The organism is Azospirillum brasilense, assembly GCF_008365405.1.
GTDB lineage: Bacteria > Pseudomonadota > Alphaproteobacteria > Azospirillales > Azospirillaceae > Azospirillum > Azospirillum brasilense_D.
The window spans coordinates 38,074-54,766 of the sequence record NZ_QOKV01000009.1; the positions used below are offsets into that span (position 1 = coordinate 38,074).

At 68.3% G+C, this 16,693-nt stretch carries 14 protein-coding genes; 8 read left to right on the plus strand and 6 right to left on the minus strand.

Annotation, left to right across the window (positions count from 1 at the left end; translation table 11 throughout):
- Positions 1–5 precede the first annotated feature (5 nt).
- Positions 6–605: a hypothetical protein gene (locus tag DS837_RS15425; RefSeq protein WP_149165573.1), complete on the plus strand. Its 600-nt coding sequence runs from the start codon at positions 6–8 to the stop codon at positions 603–605.
- A 179-nt stretch (positions 606–784) separates the two neighbouring features.
- Here the strand turns inward: DS837_RS15425 and DS837_RS15430 are convergent, their stop codons facing one another.
- The 5 genes from DS837_RS15430 to DS837_RS15450 all read right to left on the minus strand — a co-directional run bounded on the left by DS837_RS15430 (position 785) and on the right by DS837_RS15450 (position 5,271).
- A complete protein-coding gene (locus tag DS837_RS15430) occupies positions 785–1,756 on the minus strand; it encodes a carbon-nitrogen hydrolase family protein (RefSeq protein ID WP_149165574.1) in 972 nt (323 codons plus the stop codon).
- Positions 1,753–2,487 carry a flavin reductase family protein gene (locus DS837_RS15435; RefSeq protein WP_345772117.1) on the minus strand — a complete coding sequence of 245 codons (735 nt, stop codon included), beginning with the start codon at positions 2,485–2,487 and terminating at the stop codon, positions 1,753–1,755. Before DS837_RS15435 ends, DS837_RS15430 begins: the two co-directional genes overlap by 4 nt.
- A 71-nt stretch (positions 2,488–2,558) precedes the next feature.
- On the minus strand, positions 2,559–3,617 hold the full coding sequence (locus DS837_RS15440) for an ABC transporter substrate-binding protein (RefSeq protein ID WP_247889945.1): 1,059 nt from the start codon (positions 3,615–3,617) through the stop codon (positions 2,559–2,561).
- Positions 3,614–4,456, minus strand: coding sequence for an ABC transporter ATP-binding protein (locus DS837_RS15445; RefSeq protein WP_149165576.1), 843 nt, complete (start codon positions 4,454–4,456; stop codon positions 3,614–3,616). Before DS837_RS15445 ends, DS837_RS15440 begins: the two co-directional genes overlap by 4 nt.
- Positions 4,457–4,473: 17 nt before the next feature.
- Positions 4,474–5,271, minus strand: coding sequence for an ABC transporter permease (locus DS837_RS15450; RefSeq protein ID WP_247889946.1), 798 nt, complete (start codon positions 5,269–5,271; stop codon positions 4,474–4,476).
- A 337-nt stretch (positions 5,272–5,608) separates the two neighbouring features.
- Here DS837_RS15450 and DS837_RS15455 point away from each other — a divergent pair, with 337 nt between their 5' ends.
- The 5 genes from DS837_RS15455 (at position 5,609) to DS837_RS15475 (ending at position 11,215) form a co-directional block, all read left to right on the plus strand.
- Complete coding sequence (locus tag DS837_RS15455) at positions 5,609–6,358, plus strand: TrmB family transcriptional regulator (RefSeq protein ID WP_211102248.1); 750 nt, start codon at positions 5,609–5,611, stop codon at positions 6,356–6,358.
- A gap of 212 nt (positions 6,359–6,570) precedes the next feature.
- On the plus strand, positions 6,571–7,023 hold the full coding sequence (locus tag DS837_RS15460; protein ID WP_114859234.1) for a c-type cytochrome: 453 nt from the start codon (positions 6,571–6,573) through the stop codon (positions 7,021–7,023).
- A gap of 16 nt (positions 7,024–7,039) precedes the next feature.
- Positions 7,040–8,392 carry a cbb3-type cytochrome c oxidase subunit I gene (locus tag DS837_RS15465; protein WP_149165579.1) on the plus strand — a complete coding sequence of 451 codons (1,353 nt, stop codon included), beginning with the start codon at positions 7,040–7,042 and terminating at the stop codon, positions 8,390–8,392.
- Positions 8,393–8,468: 76 nt separating this feature from the next.
- Entirely contained in the window at positions 8,469–9,281 is an 813-nt protein-coding gene (locus DS837_RS15470; protein WP_149165580.1) for a CbbQ/NirQ/NorQ/GpvN family protein, read from the plus strand.
- A gap of 26 nt (positions 9,282–9,307) precedes the next feature.
- Entirely contained in the window at positions 9,308–11,215 is a 1,908-nt protein-coding gene (locus DS837_RS15475) for a nitric oxide reductase activation protein NorD (protein ID WP_149165581.1), read from the plus strand.
- A 4-nt stretch (positions 11,216–11,219) separates the two neighbouring features.
- Here the strand turns inward: DS837_RS15475 and DS837_RS15480 are convergent, their stop codons facing one another.
- The gene (locus DS837_RS15480) at positions 11,220–12,122 is read right to left on the minus strand and encodes a ferritin-like domain-containing protein (protein WP_149165582.1); all 903 of its coding nucleotides are present in this window, start codon (positions 12,120–12,122) and stop codon (positions 11,220–11,222) included.
- 228 nt (positions 12,123–12,350) lie between these two features.
- Between DS837_RS15480 and DS837_RS15485 the strand changes: the two genes are divergently transcribed.
- Together DS837_RS15485 and nosZ are read left to right on the plus strand one after the other, a co-directional pair.
- The gene (locus tag DS837_RS15485) at positions 12,351–14,618 is read left to right on the plus strand and encodes a NosR/NirI family protein (RefSeq protein WP_247889947.1); all 2,268 of its coding nucleotides are present in this window, start codon (positions 12,351–12,353) and stop codon (positions 14,616–14,618) included.
- Positions 14,619–14,670: 52 nt separating this feature from the next.
- A complete protein-coding gene (gene nosZ / locus DS837_RS15490) occupies positions 14,671–16,614 on the plus strand; it encodes a TAT-dependent nitrous-oxide reductase (RefSeq protein ID WP_149165584.1) in 1,944 nt (647 codons plus the stop codon).
- Positions 16,615–16,693 lie beyond the last annotated feature (79 nt).

Sequence of the window (16,693 nt, forward strand, 5' to 3'; positions counted from 1 at the left end):
TGTCGATGTCCGTCGCGATGATGCCGCTGCCCGAGTGGTCCCCGCTGCCCTTCGACCCGGCGATGGCCCCGGCCGAACGTTGCCGGTGTTTGGTCGCCGCCTTTCCGGACGCGTTGCGCGAGGTCCTGGCCACCGGCACCCTGGAACACCGCCCGCGCTTCGGCGAGAATGGGTTCGAGGGGCTTCAGGAAAGCTGGTCGCCACCAGCGTCCCTTTCGGCCCGGCAGGTCGCCATGGCGCAGCGGGTGCTGAGGGACCTGGAAAGTTCCATCCTTGCGCCGGCCGAGCCCGACCATCTGCTCGGTCGCGTGCTGGCCTTGCTGTCCCACTTCCCGGCCAAGGGGCTGACGCCCGACGTCGAGCAGCTGGTCGCCATGGACTGGGTCGAGGACTTGGGCGAGTTTCCGGCCTGGGCCATCGACGACGCGGCGCGCGCATGGCGCCGGACGAGGAAGTGGAGGCCAAGCATCGCCGAGATGCGCGCGCTGTGCGAGGAGGCCTGCGCGAAGGAGCGCGTCTTGGCACAGCGTCTCCGGCGGATCGTTCAGACGCTACGGGCCTCGAACGCCGGGCATGGGCTGGCGGAGATCCGCCGGTTTCCATAAGCCCCGGTTTGCATAAGCCTGTGTGGGGTTTGCTGAAAGATCATCCGATCCCGCACGGGTCGGCATCGCCGTCTCCCAGCCGGAGCGGCGATGCCGAAACGCACGGAATGGACAATCGCGTCCGTATCCTCACCACGTCAGCGTGGCGTGCCGGTCGAACACGCACGCCCATTCATCAATCAAGCCGCCTCGTCGGCCATCTCGTTGTGGTCGGCAGAGATGCGGTCGCGCACCGTGGCGACCGGCGCGCGCGGGGTCTCGTCGACGCGCATGCTGAACAGGTCCGGCCGCGCGTAATGGCCCACCGGATCGAAATCGAGCTTGGCGCCGACCAAATCCTCGACGTCCACCTCGGCGGTCAGGATGCCCTCCGCGTCGACCAGCGGGCCGGCGAGGATCTCGCCGAGCGGCCCGACGATGACCGAGCGGCCGTGCATCATCCACTCGTCCGGCCCAGCGTCGATGCGGCTGGCGTAGTCCTCCGGGAAGTCGGAGCGGCGCATCACCTGGCAGGCGCCGATCACGAAGCAGCGCCCCTCCATGGCGACGTGGCGCATGGTGGCGATCCAGCTTTCGCGGTCGTCCGCCGTCGGGGCCGCCCAGAGCTGGACGCCCTTGGCGTAGTATGCCGCGCGCATCAGCGGCATGTAATGCTCCCAGCAGATGGCCCCGCCGACACGGCCGAACGGCGTGTCCATGACGGTGAGGGTCGAGCCGTCGCCGAACCCCCAGACCAGCCGCTCCGACCCGGTCGGCATCACCTTGCGGTGCTTGCCCATCCGGCCGTCCGGCGCCAGGTAGAGCACCGTGCAGTAGAGCGTCCCGCCGTCGCGCTCGATGACGCCGACGACCGCGTGGATGCCGTGCCGCGCGCAGGCAGCCGACAGCGTCTCGGTTTCCGGTCCCGGCACCGTGATCGCGCCGCGGACGTAGCGGGCGAAGTCGGCGCGTCCCTCCGGCGTGCGCCGGCCGATCGAGCAGCCGAAATCGAGCCCTTTCGGATAGCCGCCGATGAAGGCTTCCGGGAAGACGGCGAGCGACGCGCCGGTGGACGCCGCCTCGGCGATCAGGTCGACCGTGCGGGCGGTCGCCGCGGCGGCGTCGAACGGCACCGTCGCCGCCTGCACCGCGGCCACTTTAACCTTGGTCATGCTTGTCGTTCCTTGCAGTGTGTTTCGGTGGGTTGAGGCGCGGTGTCGGCCCAGACCGGCCTCACCAGATCGAAGACGTCGCGGGTGCGCAGATAGGCCGAGGGGCCATGCATGCGGGCGACGAGGTCGAGCGCCTCGTGGTCGATGCGGGGGCGTTCGGGGTTGCCGGTCAGGACGCGCGTCGCGACATGGGCGTGCAGCACCTCGCCCACGAACAGCCATTGTCCGGGACCGCTTTCGAACTCGTGGATCAGACGGCATTCGAAGGCGACCGGCGATGCGGCGATGCGCGGTGGCCGGACCGCGACGCTCGGCAGGGTGGCGAGCCCGGCGAGCCGGGTCTCGTCCACCTCGGGCGGCGCCTCGACGCAGGTGAGGTTCATCGCCTCGGCGAGGGCGAAGGGGACGAGGTTGATCACGAACTCGCGCGTCGCCCGGATGTTGACCGCAGTGTCCTTCGGCCGGTCCGGGCGCGCGAGCACGCCGAGACAGACCACCGGCCGGTCGGAGCCGAAGACGTTGAAGAAGGAGTAGGGGGCCGCGTTCACCCGGCCCTCGGCCGAGCGGGTGACCGCCCAGGCGATCGGCCGCGGCAGGACCGCAGCGGTCAGAAGGCGGTAGCGGTCGGGTGCCGGCAGGGTGGCGAAGTCGAAATGGCGCATGGCGGGGCAGGGGGCGTCGGTGGCGTGGTCGGTCGCCGGCCGGGCCGCGTCGTCAAGTCGTAGGGTCATGAGGTCTCCTTCGGCGCGGCCCGGCACGGCCGCCGCCCCGTCCTGCGCGATGCGTCGGGATCGCCGGCCGCTCAGCCGACGATCTTGACCGTTTTCGGATCGAAGTTTTGGGTGGTGAAGGCGGCGTCGACCTTGCCGGCGATGGACGTGTCGACGAACTTCGAGACGTCCGGCAGGCGCGGCAGAAGCTTCGCCTCGACGCCCCATTCGGCGAGCAGGTTCAGCTTTTTGATCTGCTCCGCCGACAGCGCCGCCTTGATGTCGGTGGGCGCCTTGGCGTTCCAGGCGGGATCGTAGCCCGACGCCTTTTCCAGCACGGCCTCAGGGATGTTCTTCGCCGGCTCCAACGAGCGGAACCAGCCGTTGACGAGGTCGTGGTTCTGGCTGGCGAAATACAGCGCCTGGGAATTGGCGAGCAGGAAGCGCTCCGCCACCTCGGGCCGGTCCTTGAAGAAGCGGTTGTTCGCGGTCAGCACGATGACCGGGGTCAGGTTCTCCGAGATCACCTGGGCGAAGCCCGCGTTCTCGAAGAAGCTCACGAACGGGTCGTAGGTGAAGAAGGCGTCGATCCGCTGCGCGCCCACCGCGTCGGCCAGTTCCGCCGGCCCGACATTGACGAAGGTCATGTCGCGTCCGGGGGTGAGGCCGGCCTTGGTCATCGCCTCCTGGGCGTTCTGGAAGGCGGTGATGCCGAAGGTGCCGTAGACCTGCTTGCCCTTCAGCCCGGCGACGTCGGTGATCCCCGACTTCTTGGTCACCAGCACCGCCGAGCGGAAGCGCGCCTGCGAGGCGATGGTGGTGACCGGCGCCCCGACCGCCATGGTGGTGACGGCGGCGAAGTCGGACAGCGTGCCGACATCGGCCGCGTTCGACACGATCGCCTCGTTCACCGCCGGCGAGGCGTTGAGCTGGATCATGTTCATCCGCAGGCCGTTGCGGGCCGCGATGTCCGTGCGCATCAGCACATGGGCGATCTGCGCCGACACGGTGGTGGTGTTGAACCAGCCCATCTTGACGACGTCCGCGCCCTGCGCGCGGAGGATCGCCGGCTTGGCGAGGGTTGCGGCGGCGGCGATGCCGGCGGCCAGTTGGCCGAAACGACGGCGCGAGAGAGTGGAGGTCACGTTCATTCCCCTTTTTGCCATTCGGGTTTCAGGGTCTCCCACAGGTCGTTGACCGTGGAGACGAACCAGGGATCGGAGCGCATCTCGGCCGTGCGGGGCCGCGGCAGCGGCACGGCGACCTCCTCGCGCACCCGGCCGGGCCGCGGGCTCATCACCACCACGCGGTCGGCCAGGAACACCGCTTCGTCGATGCCGTGGGTGACGAAGATCACTGTCTTGCCGGCCTCGGACGAAATGCGGGCGATCTCCTCCTGCAGCAGCACGCGGGTCTGCGCGTCCAGCGCGCCGAACGGCTCGTCCATCAGCAGGATGTCGGGGTCCGGGGCGAGCGCGCGGGCGATGGCCGCCCGCTGCTTCATGCCGCCGGAGATCTGGTGCGGGTACTTCTCCTCGAAGCCGGTCAGCCGGACCATGTCGATCAGCGAGCGGGCGATCTCGGCGCGCTGCTTCTTCGCCATGCCCTTGGCCTTCAGGCCGAACTCCACATTCTGCTGCACGGTCATCCAGCCGAACAGCGCGTAATCCTGGAAGACGACCGTCCGCGACGGGTCCGGCTTCACGATGGCGCGCCCGTTCTGCAGGAGCGTCCCGCTCGACGCCGACTGGAAGCCGGCGACGATGCCGAGCAGGGTCGACTTGCCGCAGCCCGAGGGGCCGAGCAGCGAGATGAACTCGCCGCGGCGGATGCGCAGATCGACCCCGTCGAGGGCGACGACCATGTTGTCGGACGAGGTCCCGCCATAGACCTTGCCCAGATTCCGGATGTCGATCTGGATGTCGGCCGGCTGGGCCTGCGGCGCGCCGTGCGGCGGGGCGGGGGGCTTGAGTGCGGTGTTGGCGGCCATGTTCCTTCGCCTCCTGCTCAATTGCGCTCGGAAGGCGCCCAGGCGTTCACCCGACGCTCGATCCGTTCGAGGACGGCGGACATGGCGAAGCCGACGAGACCGATGGCCACCATGCCCGCAACGACGTTGTTGATCTGGAACAGCATGCGCGACTGCTGGATCAGATAGCCGAGGCCGGTCTGCGCCGCGATCAGCTCGGCGGTCACCACGCACATCCAGCCCACGCCCAGCGCGATCCGCAGCCCCGGCAGGATGATCGGCAGGGATGCCGGGATCAGCACGTCGGTGAAGAGCTGCCAGGGCGTCGCGCCGAGGCAGAGCGCCGCGTTCATCTGGTTGCGGTCGAGGCCCCGCACCGCCGTGTAGGTGGCGACGAAGGCCGGGAAGACGGCGCCGAGGAAGACCAGGAAGTAGGATGCGGCGTCGCCGAGCCCGAACCACAGGATGGTGATCGGAATCCAGGCGAGCGGGGGAATGGGGCGAAGCGCCTCGACCACCGGCCGCACGAAGTCCGCGACGCTGCGCCACCAGCCGCACATCAGCCCGAGCGCCATGCCGACGACACAGGCGAGCGCGAAGCCGACCGCCACCCGCTGCAGGCTGGCGCCGAGATGGACCCACAGCGAGCCGTCGAGCGCCATGTCCCAGAGCGCGCCTGCCACCGCCACCGGCGACGGCAGAAGGAAGGCGTCGATGACGCCGAGCGAGGTCAGCGCCTGCCAGACGGCGAAGAAGGCCGTGAGGCCCAGCGCCGCCCGGAAGGACCGGTCCGTCAGAATGCGAGGGGTCGCGGCGCGGCGCGGCGCCCTCTGCATGAAAGGCGGTGCCGCCGCATGCGCTTTTGAATTCGCTTCCATCACCTTCCCTCGTTCCACCGTTCGGCGCCGCCTCGCGGGACGTCAACGTCCTTGGACGACGACAAAACGATGACAGTGTCGGAAAAATCCGTCAATTTGAAAAATACGAATGAATGGTGTTTGACAGGCCTAAACTTGCCGTTTTAACGGGCATTTGGCGGAGGGAAAGCCCATTTTATCGCCTCAGTGCCACAGTTGTGCCGCCGGATGCCGAGATTTTATCGGCAAAAACCGACGATGGACGGGTGGCGCGGAATCGGGCATGTTGCGACGCGATTCAAAAGGGAGCACGTGGGTGAATCTTGAGGAGAAGCTGTCCCGGATCGGCATATCGGGGACGCTCTACAAGCTCTATCTGACGACGATCCGCCTTGGCGGCGGCTCCGTCACGGAAGTGGCCGCGGGCGCCGGCATGGCCCGCACCACGGCGCACGACGCTCTCGCCAAGCTGGAGGCGGAAGGGCTCGTCCGCTTCGTCGATCACGGCAAGCGCCGCTTCGTGGTCGCCCAGGACCCGGGCATCCTGCTGGAGCGCAGCGAGGCCCGGCGGCAGATGCTCGAGGACGTGATGCCGGTGCTGCGGTCGATGTACCATCACGAGAACGGCCAGCCGAACGTCCGCTTCCACCCCGGTCCCGAAGGCATCCGCACCGTCCTGTGGGAGACGCTGAGCGGCGAGGAGAAGGAGTTGCGCGCCACCCTTTCCATGCGGGAACTGATGGTCGAGCCGGGGCTGGAGGAGATGGAGCGTTACCTGAAGGAGCGGGCACGGCGCGGCATCTGGCTGCGGGTGATCCGCTCGGAGGAGCGCGACATCGCGCCGATCTGGCCGTCGAGCCAGGAGGAGCGGCGCGAACTGCGCTACGCGCCCGCCACCTACAACCTTGCGATGACCTGCTTCATCCACGGCAGCAAGGTTTCGGTCATCTCGTCGGCCCGCGAGAGCTACGGCCTGATCCTCGACAGCGCCGATTTCGCGGCCTTCCAGGCGTCCATGTTCGACGCCATGTGGAGCCTGAGCACGCCGGCGCCGACCATTCCCTGAGCGCGCCGGCCGCGGGAAGCGCCGGGTTGACCCGGCGCCCGCTTTTTCGCACAGCCCTCAAATCCGGCCTCAAATCCGGACGACGACCGTCCACTTGACCGCCGTCAAGGATAGTCGCACCAAATCGGTCAACTTTCTCCGTCATGGCGCACGGCCAACGCTGCTCAAGGCCCCTCCGTTCCACGAAGGCCTGACCCAGGAGAATCGAACGCATGACGGAACGCTTCACGAAAGCGGCCGCCCGAAACATCTTTTACGGCGGATCGCTCTTCTTCTTCGCCGCCTTCGTCTCGCTGACGGCGGCAAGTCACATCTATGTCGTCAACACCGGCACCGACAGCAAGGGGCTGACCGACAGCGTCGCCCGCGGCAAGCATGTGTGGGAGAAGAACTCCTGCATCAATTGCCACACGCTGCTGGGCGAGGGCGCCTATTTCGCGCCGGAACTGGGCAACGTCTGGATCCGCTACGGCGGCGACAAGGACGCGGAGGGCGCGCGCGCCGCGTTGGCCGGCTGGATGGCCGCCCAGCCCAGCGGCATCGAGGGCCGCCGCCAGATGCCGCAGTTCAACCTGACGGAGCAGGAGGTCAACGACCTCGCCGCCTTCCTGGAGTGGACCAGCCGCATCAACACCCAGAACTGGCCGCCCAAGATCTCCGGCTGACGAAGGACGAAAGGCCATGAAATACCAATCGCAAAAGGTCGCGCTGCCCTACTTCTACGGCGCGCTGGCCCTGTTCGGCGTTCAGCTCCTGGTCGGCCTGCTGGCTGGCACGGTCTATGTGCTGCCCAACGTCCTGTCGGAACTGCTTCCCTTCAACATACTGCGGATGATCCACACGAACGCGCTGATCGTGTGGCTGCTGATGGGCTTCTTCGGCGCCGCCTACTACCTGATCCCGGAAGAGGCGGAGCGCGAGCTGCACAGCCCGAAGCTGGCCTACATCCAGTTCGGCCTGTTCATGTTCGGCGCGCTGGCCGCCGTCGTCGGCTACGTCTTCCGCATCCACGAGGGGCGCGAGTTCCTGGAACAGCCGACGTGGATCAAGGTCGCCATCGTCGTCGTCGCGCTGATGTTCCTCTACAACATCTCCATGACGGTGCTGAAGGGCCGGCGCACGGTCATCACCAACATCCTGGTGATGGGGCTGTGGGGCATCGCGATCTTCTTCCTGTTCTCCTTCTACAACCCGACCAACCTCGCGCTGGACAAGATGTACTGGTGGTACGTCGTCCATCTCTGGGTCGAGGGTGTGTGGGAACTGGTGATGGCCTCCATCCTCGCCTTCCTGATGATCAAGATGACCGGTGTCGACCGCGAGATCGTCGAGAAGTGGCTCTACGCCATCGTCGGCCTCGCCCTCTTCTCCGGCCTGCTGGGCACCGGCCACCATTACTACTGGATCGGCACGCCGGGCTACTGGCAGTGGATCGGCTCGCTGTTCTCGACGCTTGAGGTCGCCCCCTTCTTCTTCATGGTCGTCTTCGCGGTGAAGATGGTGCTGAAGGGCGGGCGCGATCACCCGAACAAGGCCGCCCTGCTGTGGTCGGTCGGCTGCGCGGTGACGGCCTTCTTCGGGGCGGGCGTCTGGGGCTTCCTGCACACGCTGTCCTGGGTCAACTACTACACCCACGGCACGCAGGTGACGGCGGCGCACGGGCATCTGGCCTTCTTCGGCGCCTATGTGATGATCAACCTCGCCATCTTCAGCTACGCCATGCCGCATCTGCGCGGCGTCGCGCCCTACCACCAGACCCTCAACAAGGCCAGCTTCTGGCTGATGACCGGCGGCATGACGGTGATGACCTTCGCCCTGACCTTCGCCGGGGTCGTGCAGGTCCACCTGCAGCGCGTGATGGGCATGGACTACATGACCGTCCAGGCGGAGATCGCCCCCTTCTACTGGGTGCGTCTGGCCGCCGGTGCGGCGGTGTTCATCGGCGCCGTCCTCTACCTCTACGCTCTGCTCGGGCCGGTGCCCGCGTCCCGGAAGACCACCGGGATCGGCGCTGCCGTGCAGCCCGCCGAGTAATCAGGACCTTCCCCTCCTCCGCACGCCGGGGGAGGGGGCCTTCCTTTTTCCGCCTTCCGTTTCCGAGGAGACGCCCATGACCCGCAGCGCCCTGAAGGCCGTCGCGGACGACCTCGACATCCCCTACTACAAGGCCGTCGGCGACGAGTGCGAGCTGTTCGAGCACGCCTTCCGCCACCGCCTGCCGCTGCTGCTGAAGGGGCCGACGGGCTGCGGCAAGACGCGCTTCGTCTCGCACATGGCGGCCCGGCTGGGTCGTCCCCTCTACACCGTGTCCTGCCACGACGACCTAACCGCCGCCGACCTGACCGGGCGTTACCTGCTGAAAGGCGGCGACACGGTGTGGGCGGACGGCCCGCTGACCCGCGCCGTGCGCGAAGGCGCCGTCTGCTACCTCGACGAGGTGGTGGAGGCGCGCAAGGACGTGACCGTCGTGCTCCACCCGCTGACCGACGACCGCCGCCTGCTGCCGCTCGACCGCACGGGCGAACTGCTGGAAGCGCCGGACGACTTCATGCTGGTGGTGTCCTACAACCCCGGCTACCAGAACGTCCTGAAGACCCTGAAGCCCAGCACGCGCCAGCGCTTCCTCGCCATCGAATTCGACTTCCCGGCGCCGGAGGACGAGGCCGTCATCGTCGCCCGCGAGAGCGGCCTGCCGGAGGCGCGCGTCGCCCCGCTGGTCCGTCTGGCCGGCGCGCTGCGCGCCCTGAAGGGCCAGGATCTCGAGGAGGGCGTCTCCACCCGCCTGCTGGTCTATTGCGCCACGCTGATCCGCTCCGGCGTGAAGCCCGAGCGGGCCATCCGCACCGCGCTGATCGAGCCGCTGACCGACGACGCCGACGTGCGGCAGGCGCTGCTGCGCGTCGCCGACATCGCCCTGGGCTAAGGGCAACTGGGGTAAGGGAAACGGACATGCTGTCGCTGCTCGAGCCTGAGGAGTTCATCGGCCGCCACTGGCACCGTCTGGTCGGCGGCCGGTCGAGCCTGCCGCACCATCCCGATGCCGCGGTGACGCTGGAGGCGATCCGGCCCCGGCTGGCGGTGTTCTTCCGCGGGCTGGGCGGCGACCGGGGCGTGCGGCTGGCCGCCGCGGGAAGGGCGTCCTCCAGCCACCGGCTGTCGGTTCTGGAGCGCATCGGCCTCGGCACCGAACGGCTGGAGCGGCCGGCGCTGGACGGCGACGTGCTGCAGTTGCCCGCCATGCTCGACGTGTTCCCCGACGCGGCGCTGAACGAGCGGCTCTACGAATGGCTGGCCGCGTACTTTGCGCACGCCGAGGCCGATGGCGAGGCCCCCGCTGACCCGCTGCGGGCCGATCTGCGGGCGCTGCGGCAGGCCCACGCGACCACCGCGCGGGTTCTCGCGCGCTGGCCGGGTTTGACCCGCCTGCACGGTGAGCTGTGCACGGCGCTGATCGCCGTGCGGCCCAAGCGCTCCCTGCCGAAGGACGAGGCGATGGTGGAGGCGGCGGTGCTGGCTCTGCTGGGCGTTGGCGACGGCGGCGCGGCGCTGGACGGGACGGTTCCGCTGGACCGCTTCACCGCCCCGGCCGGCTACAAGCCCTTCCTGCCGGTGCCGCTGTGGGGCGAGGTTTCGGGTCCCGCTCCGTCCGGCGCGGCAGCGATTCCCGATGCCACGGCCGAGGACGGGGCGGCCCCCTCCTCTGAAAGCGATGGCCAGCGCCGCAAGGCGACGCGGCGCGACAGCGATCAGGTGCAGCGCGAGGACCCGCTGATCCTGAACCGCTTCGAGAAGATTTTCGGTCTGGCGGAGATGATGAACATCCCCCGCCCGGTCGATGACGACGACGAGGACGCCGCCCGCCAGGCCGCCGACGACATGGAGGAGATCGCGCTCGCCCAGCACCAGCGCAAGCCCTCGACCCGGTTGAAACTCGATCTCGATCTGGCGCCCGCCGCCGTGGACGCGGCGGCGCTGACGGCGGTGCTGACCTATCCGGAATGGGACCATCGCCGCCGCGCCTATCATCCCGCCCATTGCCGCGTCGTCGCCGAACCGGCGCCGGAGGACGGCGAGGACTGGGTGCCCGACGAGGCCGCCCAGCGCCGCATCCGGCAGGTGCGCCGCCAGTTCGAGGCGCTGCGCCCGAAGCGCATGGTCTTCACCGGCCAGCCGGACGGCGACGACCTCGACCTCACCGCGCTGGTGCGCCGTTGCGCCGACCAGCGCGCGGGCGGGGCAGGCAGCGACCGCGTCTATCAGGCGGCGCGCAACGCGGCGCGCGATCTGGCGGTGGCGGTTCTGGTCGACACTTCGCTGTCCACCGACGGCTGGGTGGACGGGCACCGCGTGCTGGATGTCGAGAAGGAGGCCCTGCTGGCCCTGTCCAACGGGCTGAACGCCTGCGGCGACCCGCACGCGATCTTCGCCTTCACCTCGAAAAAGCGCGACTGGGTGCGGGTGCAGACGGTCAAGGAGTTCGACGAGCCGCTGAACGCCCGTGTGCAGCGCCGCGTCCAGGCGCTGAAGCCCGGCCATTACACCCGCATGGGGGCGGCTCTGCGCCACACCGCCGCGCGTCTGGCGGAGCGGCCCAACCGCCACCGCCTGCTGATCCTCTTGTCGGACGGCAAGCCCAACGACGTGGACCATTACGAAGGGCGCTACGGCATCGAGGACACCCGCGTGGCCATCCAGGAGGCCCGCCGCCAGGGCATCGCCCTGTTCGGCATCACCGTGGACGCCGAGGCGCGCGACTATTTCCCCTACCTGTTCGGTCGGGGCGGCTACGCGATCTTCCCGCAGGTCACGCACCTGACCAAGGCCCTGCCGGCGCTGTACCGGCAGGTGGTGGGGTAGAGCCTTACCCCTTCGCGTCGATCCGCTCCGCCAATTGCGCGAGGTGTCCCACCACCGCCTCCTGAAGGCGCAGGGATTCGGTCAGGACCAGCTCGTCGGTCGCCTGGGCCGCCACGTCGCCGAAGGCTTCGGCGAGCCGCTCGGAGGCGGCGACCGCCGCGCGCAGGCAGGCGGGCGCGGTGTCGGGAACGGCGGCCTGCGCCGCCGCCGCGTCGGAGCCGGACGGGATCAGCGACCGCTCCTCTTCGGCGATGCGGCTCAGCAGCGCGGCACCGTCACCGTTGCCCAGGGCGAGCAGGCGCACCGCCAGCGCGCCGTGCTCGGCGGCGGTGGCGGACAGCAGGGCGACGGCCAGCCGTTCCAGCTCCGCCGGTGTGTCCGCGCGGGCAGGCTTGCGGTCCGCCCAACCCCGTTCGCGGCGGAAGGCCTTGCGGCGCTCGCGGCGGAGCAGGGCGGCGTGGCGAAGTTCCTCGCGAGCCAGCGACTCGGCGTGGGTGCGGACCGGCTCGTCCGGCGTGTTGGCAACAATGTAGCTGTAGAAGGCGAAGGCGCGCTGCTCGTTGACCACCGCCAGCGACAGCGCCTGATAAGGCGTCAGCCGCGTGCGCTCGGTCAGCTCCTCCCAGGAGGCGGCAAGCTCCGGCGGCAGGCGCCAGAGGAATGCCGGCGCGTCGGGGGCGGGGCGGCCGAGGCTGTGCGCCCAGCCACCCACCGCCTGCACATGGTCCTGCTCCTCCGCGATCAGGGCGCGGAAGGTGGCGGCGGTGTCGGTCTCGCCGCGCCGGTCCATCAGGGCCGCCAACTGCGTGTAGCGGCGCACCGCCTCCTGTTCCAGCGCCAGGGCGATGCCCAGAAGATCGTCCAGCGAGCGGACCCCGCCCTGAGGCTCGTGGCGCAGCAGCGGCATGGCTTCACCTCAATTTCAAAATACAGTTTGCCTAAAATACAATCCTGCGTCCCGCACGGTCATAAGGAGCGGAATGCCGGGAGGAGGATAGTCCGGACTCATTTTATCCGAATTGACGCCGGTCAAGAACATGGTTCCGAACGTGTGGTCTCATAGCCGCGTCAAAGGGGCCTGCGGCCTCTTGATCAAGATCAAGACATCAGGGCAAGGGAAATGGTTGCAGATTTCTTGCGGAGGACACGCGCACTGGCGGCTGGGCTGCTGATTCTGCTGGCCGGGTTCGGCACGGCGGACGCGGCCGAAGCGCTGCTGGCGCGGTATCTCGGCACGGTGCAGCCGGGCGATCTCGCAGCCGGGGCGGACCGTTTCGGCGCCCCCCTGCCGAACGCGCCGCTGGTTCCCGTCTACAAGGGCGACGCGCTGGTCGGCCACGCCTTCCTGACCTCCGACTTCGTGAACACGACCGGCTATTCGGGCCGTCCGATCCATGTGATGGTCGGGCTGGCGCCGGACGGCACAGTGACCGGAGCGAAGCTGGTCGACCATCACGAGCCCATCGTCCTGATCGGCATCCCGCCCGCCAAGGTCAACGCCTTCATCGACGGCTACGTCGGCAAGAACGTGCTGACCCTGGCCTCGCAGAGCGCGTCCAGTCCCCCGGTGGACATCGTGTCCGGCGCCACCGTGACGGTGATGGTGATCGGCGATTCGATCATCCGTTCCGGCAAGAAGGTCCTGCAGGCGCTGGGCGCGCCGGGAGCGGCCGAGGCCGCGCCGACCGTGACCCGCAGCCTCGACCTGTCCAAGACGGGAATCGAAGACTGGGCCACGCTGGTCGGCGACGGCTCCGTGCGCCGCCTGACGTTGACGGTGGGCGAGGTCAACGCCGCCTTCGAGCGCACCGGCAAGGCCGAAGCCGCCGCCCGTCCCGAAGCCGGCGATCCGAACGACACGTTTATCGACCTCTATGCGGCGCTCGCCACCATTCCCACCGTCGGCCGCTCCCTGCTGGGCGACGCGGAGTACGAGGCGCTGGTGCAGCGGCTGAAGCCGGGCCAGCACGCCATCGTCGTGGCCGGGCAGGGGCGCTATTCCTTCAAGGGCTCGGGCTATGTGCGCGGCGGCATCTTCGACCGTTTCGAGCTGGTCCAGCATGAGGGCGCCATCCGCTTCCGCGACCGCCTGCACAAGCGCCTGGGTTCCCTGGGTGCGGCGGGCGCGCCGGACTTCCCCGAGATCGGCCTGTTCGTCATCCCCGAAGGGTCCGGATTCAATCCCGCCGATCCCTGGCGCCTGCAGCTGCTGGTGCAGCGTGCGACCGCGGCGCTCGACAAGGCGTTCGTCACCTTCGACCTCGGCTACCAGCCGCCGGAGAAGTTCCTGAAGGCCGAGCCGGTGGCCGCTCCCGCAGCCGCAGCGCCGCCCTCCGGGGCGCCGTCTTCCGGAGTGCCGATGCCCGCCGCCCTGGCGGACCCGGACGCGGCCGACGAGATCCCGCTGTGGCGGCGCATCTGGGAGAACCGGCTGTTCGACGTCGCCGTGCTGGCGAGCGCGATCCTGCTGCTGACCGGTATCTTCTTCTTCCAGGACCAGCTCGTGAAGCGCCCGGCCCTCTACGAGCGGGTGCGCACCGGGTTCCTCGTCTTCACGCTGGTCTGGCTCGGCTGGTACGCGACGGCGCAGCTGTCGGTGGTCAACGTGCTGACCTTCGCCAACGCGCTGCGCACCGACTTCCGCTGGGACTATTTCCTGATGGACCCGCTGGTGTTCATCCTGTGGTTCTCGGTCGCCGCGTCGCTGCTGTTCTGGGGCCGGGGCGCCTTCTGCGGCTGGCTGTGCCCGTTCGGCGCGTTGCAGGAGCTGGCCTCCAAGGCCGCGAAGAAGCTGGGCGTGCGCCAGATCGCGGTGCCCTTCGGGCTGCACCAGAGGCTGTGGCCGATCAAGTACATGATCTTCCTGCTTCTGTTCGGCCTGTCGCTGACCTCGCTGGCGACGGCGGAGAAGGCGGCGGAGATCGAGCCGTTCAAGACTGCGATCATCCTGCATTTCGTCCGCGACTGGTGGTTCGTCCTGTTCGCCGTGGCCCTGATCGCCGCCGGCCTGTTCATCGAGCGCTTCTTCTGCCGCTACCTGTGCCCGCTGGGCGCGGCACTGGCCATCCCCGGCCGGATGCGGATGTTCGACTGGCTGCGCCGCTACAAGGAATGCGGCAACCCGTGCCGGCGCTGCGCCAACGAGTGCCCGGTCCAGGCGATCCACCCCGACGGCTCGATCAACCCCAACGAATGCATCCAGTGCCTCCACTGCCAGGTGCTCTACCACCACGACCGCAAATGCCCGGTCATGATCCAGAAGCGCCTGAAGCGGGAGCGCCGCGACGCTTCCCAATCCACCGGCCAATCCACCGGCACGGTTGCCGAGGCCAAGCCCCGCGCCGCCGTGCTGACCACCGATCCCGCCACCGGGCACCTGTCCGCCCGGCCGGAAGGACTTTGACCCACCAGGTCGAAACAAGAGCCCCGCAAGGGGACATCGAAGGAGTTCACCCATGTCGGAAACTAAGGCGTCGAACATCAAGGTTGAGCGGACGGGCGTGAACCGCCGCGATCTTCTCGGGGGCACCGCCAAGGCGGCGGCGCTGGCCGGAATCGCCGGCGCGGTGGCCGGCGGCACGGCGGGCGGCGCGCTGTTCGGCGCCGGCCCGGCCGCGGCCGCGGGTGCGAGCAACCAGAAGTACGAGGTCAAGCCGGGCGATCTCGACGAATACTACGTCTTCCATTCCGGCGGCCAGTCGGGCGAGCTGCGCATCCTCGGCCTGCCCAGCATGCGCGAGCTGCACCGCATCCCGGTCTTCAACCGTTGCAGCGCGTCGGGCTGGGGCCAGACCAACGAGAGCCGGAAGATCCTGACCGAGGGTCTGACCGAGGAGAACCGGAAGTATCTGGCCAACCACGGCGGCACCTGGCTGAACGGCGACCTGCACCACCCGCACATGTCCTTCACCGATGGCACCTACGACGGGCGCTACATCTTCGTGAACGACAAGGCGAACACCCGCGTCGCCCGCATCCGCTGCGACATCATGAAGGTCGATAAGATCATCGACATTCCGAACGTCTCGGCGATCCACGGCCTGCGCCTGCAGAAGTACCCGCGCACCGGCTACGTCTTCGCGAACGCCGAGCAGCTCGTGCCGATGCCGAACGACGGCAAGAACCTCGACCCGAAGAACTACCGGACGCACTTCTCCGCCATCGACGGCGACAGCATGAAGGTGTCGTGGCAGGTCCGGGTGGACGGCAACCTCGACAACACCGAGGCGGACTACCAAGGCAAATACGCCTTCTCGACCTGCTACAACTCCGAAAGCGGCGTGACCACCGCGGAGATGACGGCGAACGAGCAGGACTGGATCGTCATCTTCAACATCAAGCGCATCGAAGAGGCGGTGAAGGCCGGCAAGGTCGAGGTGATGCACGGCGTCCCGGTGGTCGATGGCCGCCACGGTTCGCCCTTCACCCGCTACGTGCCGATCCCCAACAGCCCGCACGGCATCAACGCGGCGCCGGACGGCATCCACGTCACCATCAACGGCAAGCTGTCGCCGACGGTGTCGGTGATGGACGTCCGCCTGCTCGACGACCTGTTCGACGACAAGATCAAGCCGCGGGACGTCATCGTGGCAGAGCCGCAGCTCGGACTCGGGCCTCTGCACACCGCCTATGACGGGCGCGGCAACGGCTACACCACGCTGTTCCTCGACAGCCAGATCGTGAAGTGGAACATCGACAAGGCCAAGCGCGCCTACAAGGGCGAGAAGGTCGATCCGATCGTCCAGAAGCTGGACGTGCACTACCAGCCGGGCCACACCCACTCCTCCATGGGCCAGACCAAGGAGGCCGATGGCAAGTGGCTGGTCGTGCTGAACAAGTTCTCCAAGGACCGCTTCCTCAACGTCGGCCCGTCCAAGCCGGAGAACGACCAGCTCATCGACATCTCGGGCGACGAGATGAAGCTGGTGCACGACGGCCCGACCTACGCCGAGCCGCACGACACGCTGATCGTCCACCGCTCCAAGCTGAACCCGAAGAGCGTCTTCACCCGCGACGACCCGATGTGGGAGGAGGCCCGGCAGCAGGCCAAGAAGGACGGCGTGGTCCTGGAGGACGATGCCAAGGTCATCCGCGAGGGCAACAAGGTCCGCGTCTACATGTGGCAGCGCGCTCCGGCCTACGGGCTTGAGGAGTTCACGGTCAAGCAGGGCGACGAGGTGACGATCTACCTCACCAACATGGACGATGTGGACGATCTGGCCCACGGCTTCACCCTGTCGAACCATGGCATCGCGATGGAGATCGGGCCGCAGCAGACCAGTTCGGTCACCTTCATCGCCGAGCGTCCGGGCGTGCACTGGTACTATTGCCAGTGGTTCTGCCATGCCCTGCACATGGAGATGGGCGGCCGCATGATCGTCGAGCCGCGCGCGACCTGAGGCACCGTTTGCCCCCTCCCTGACTCTCCCCCGCTGAGCGGGGGAGGGCCGGGGTGGGGGCAACACGCCGCAAAACCAT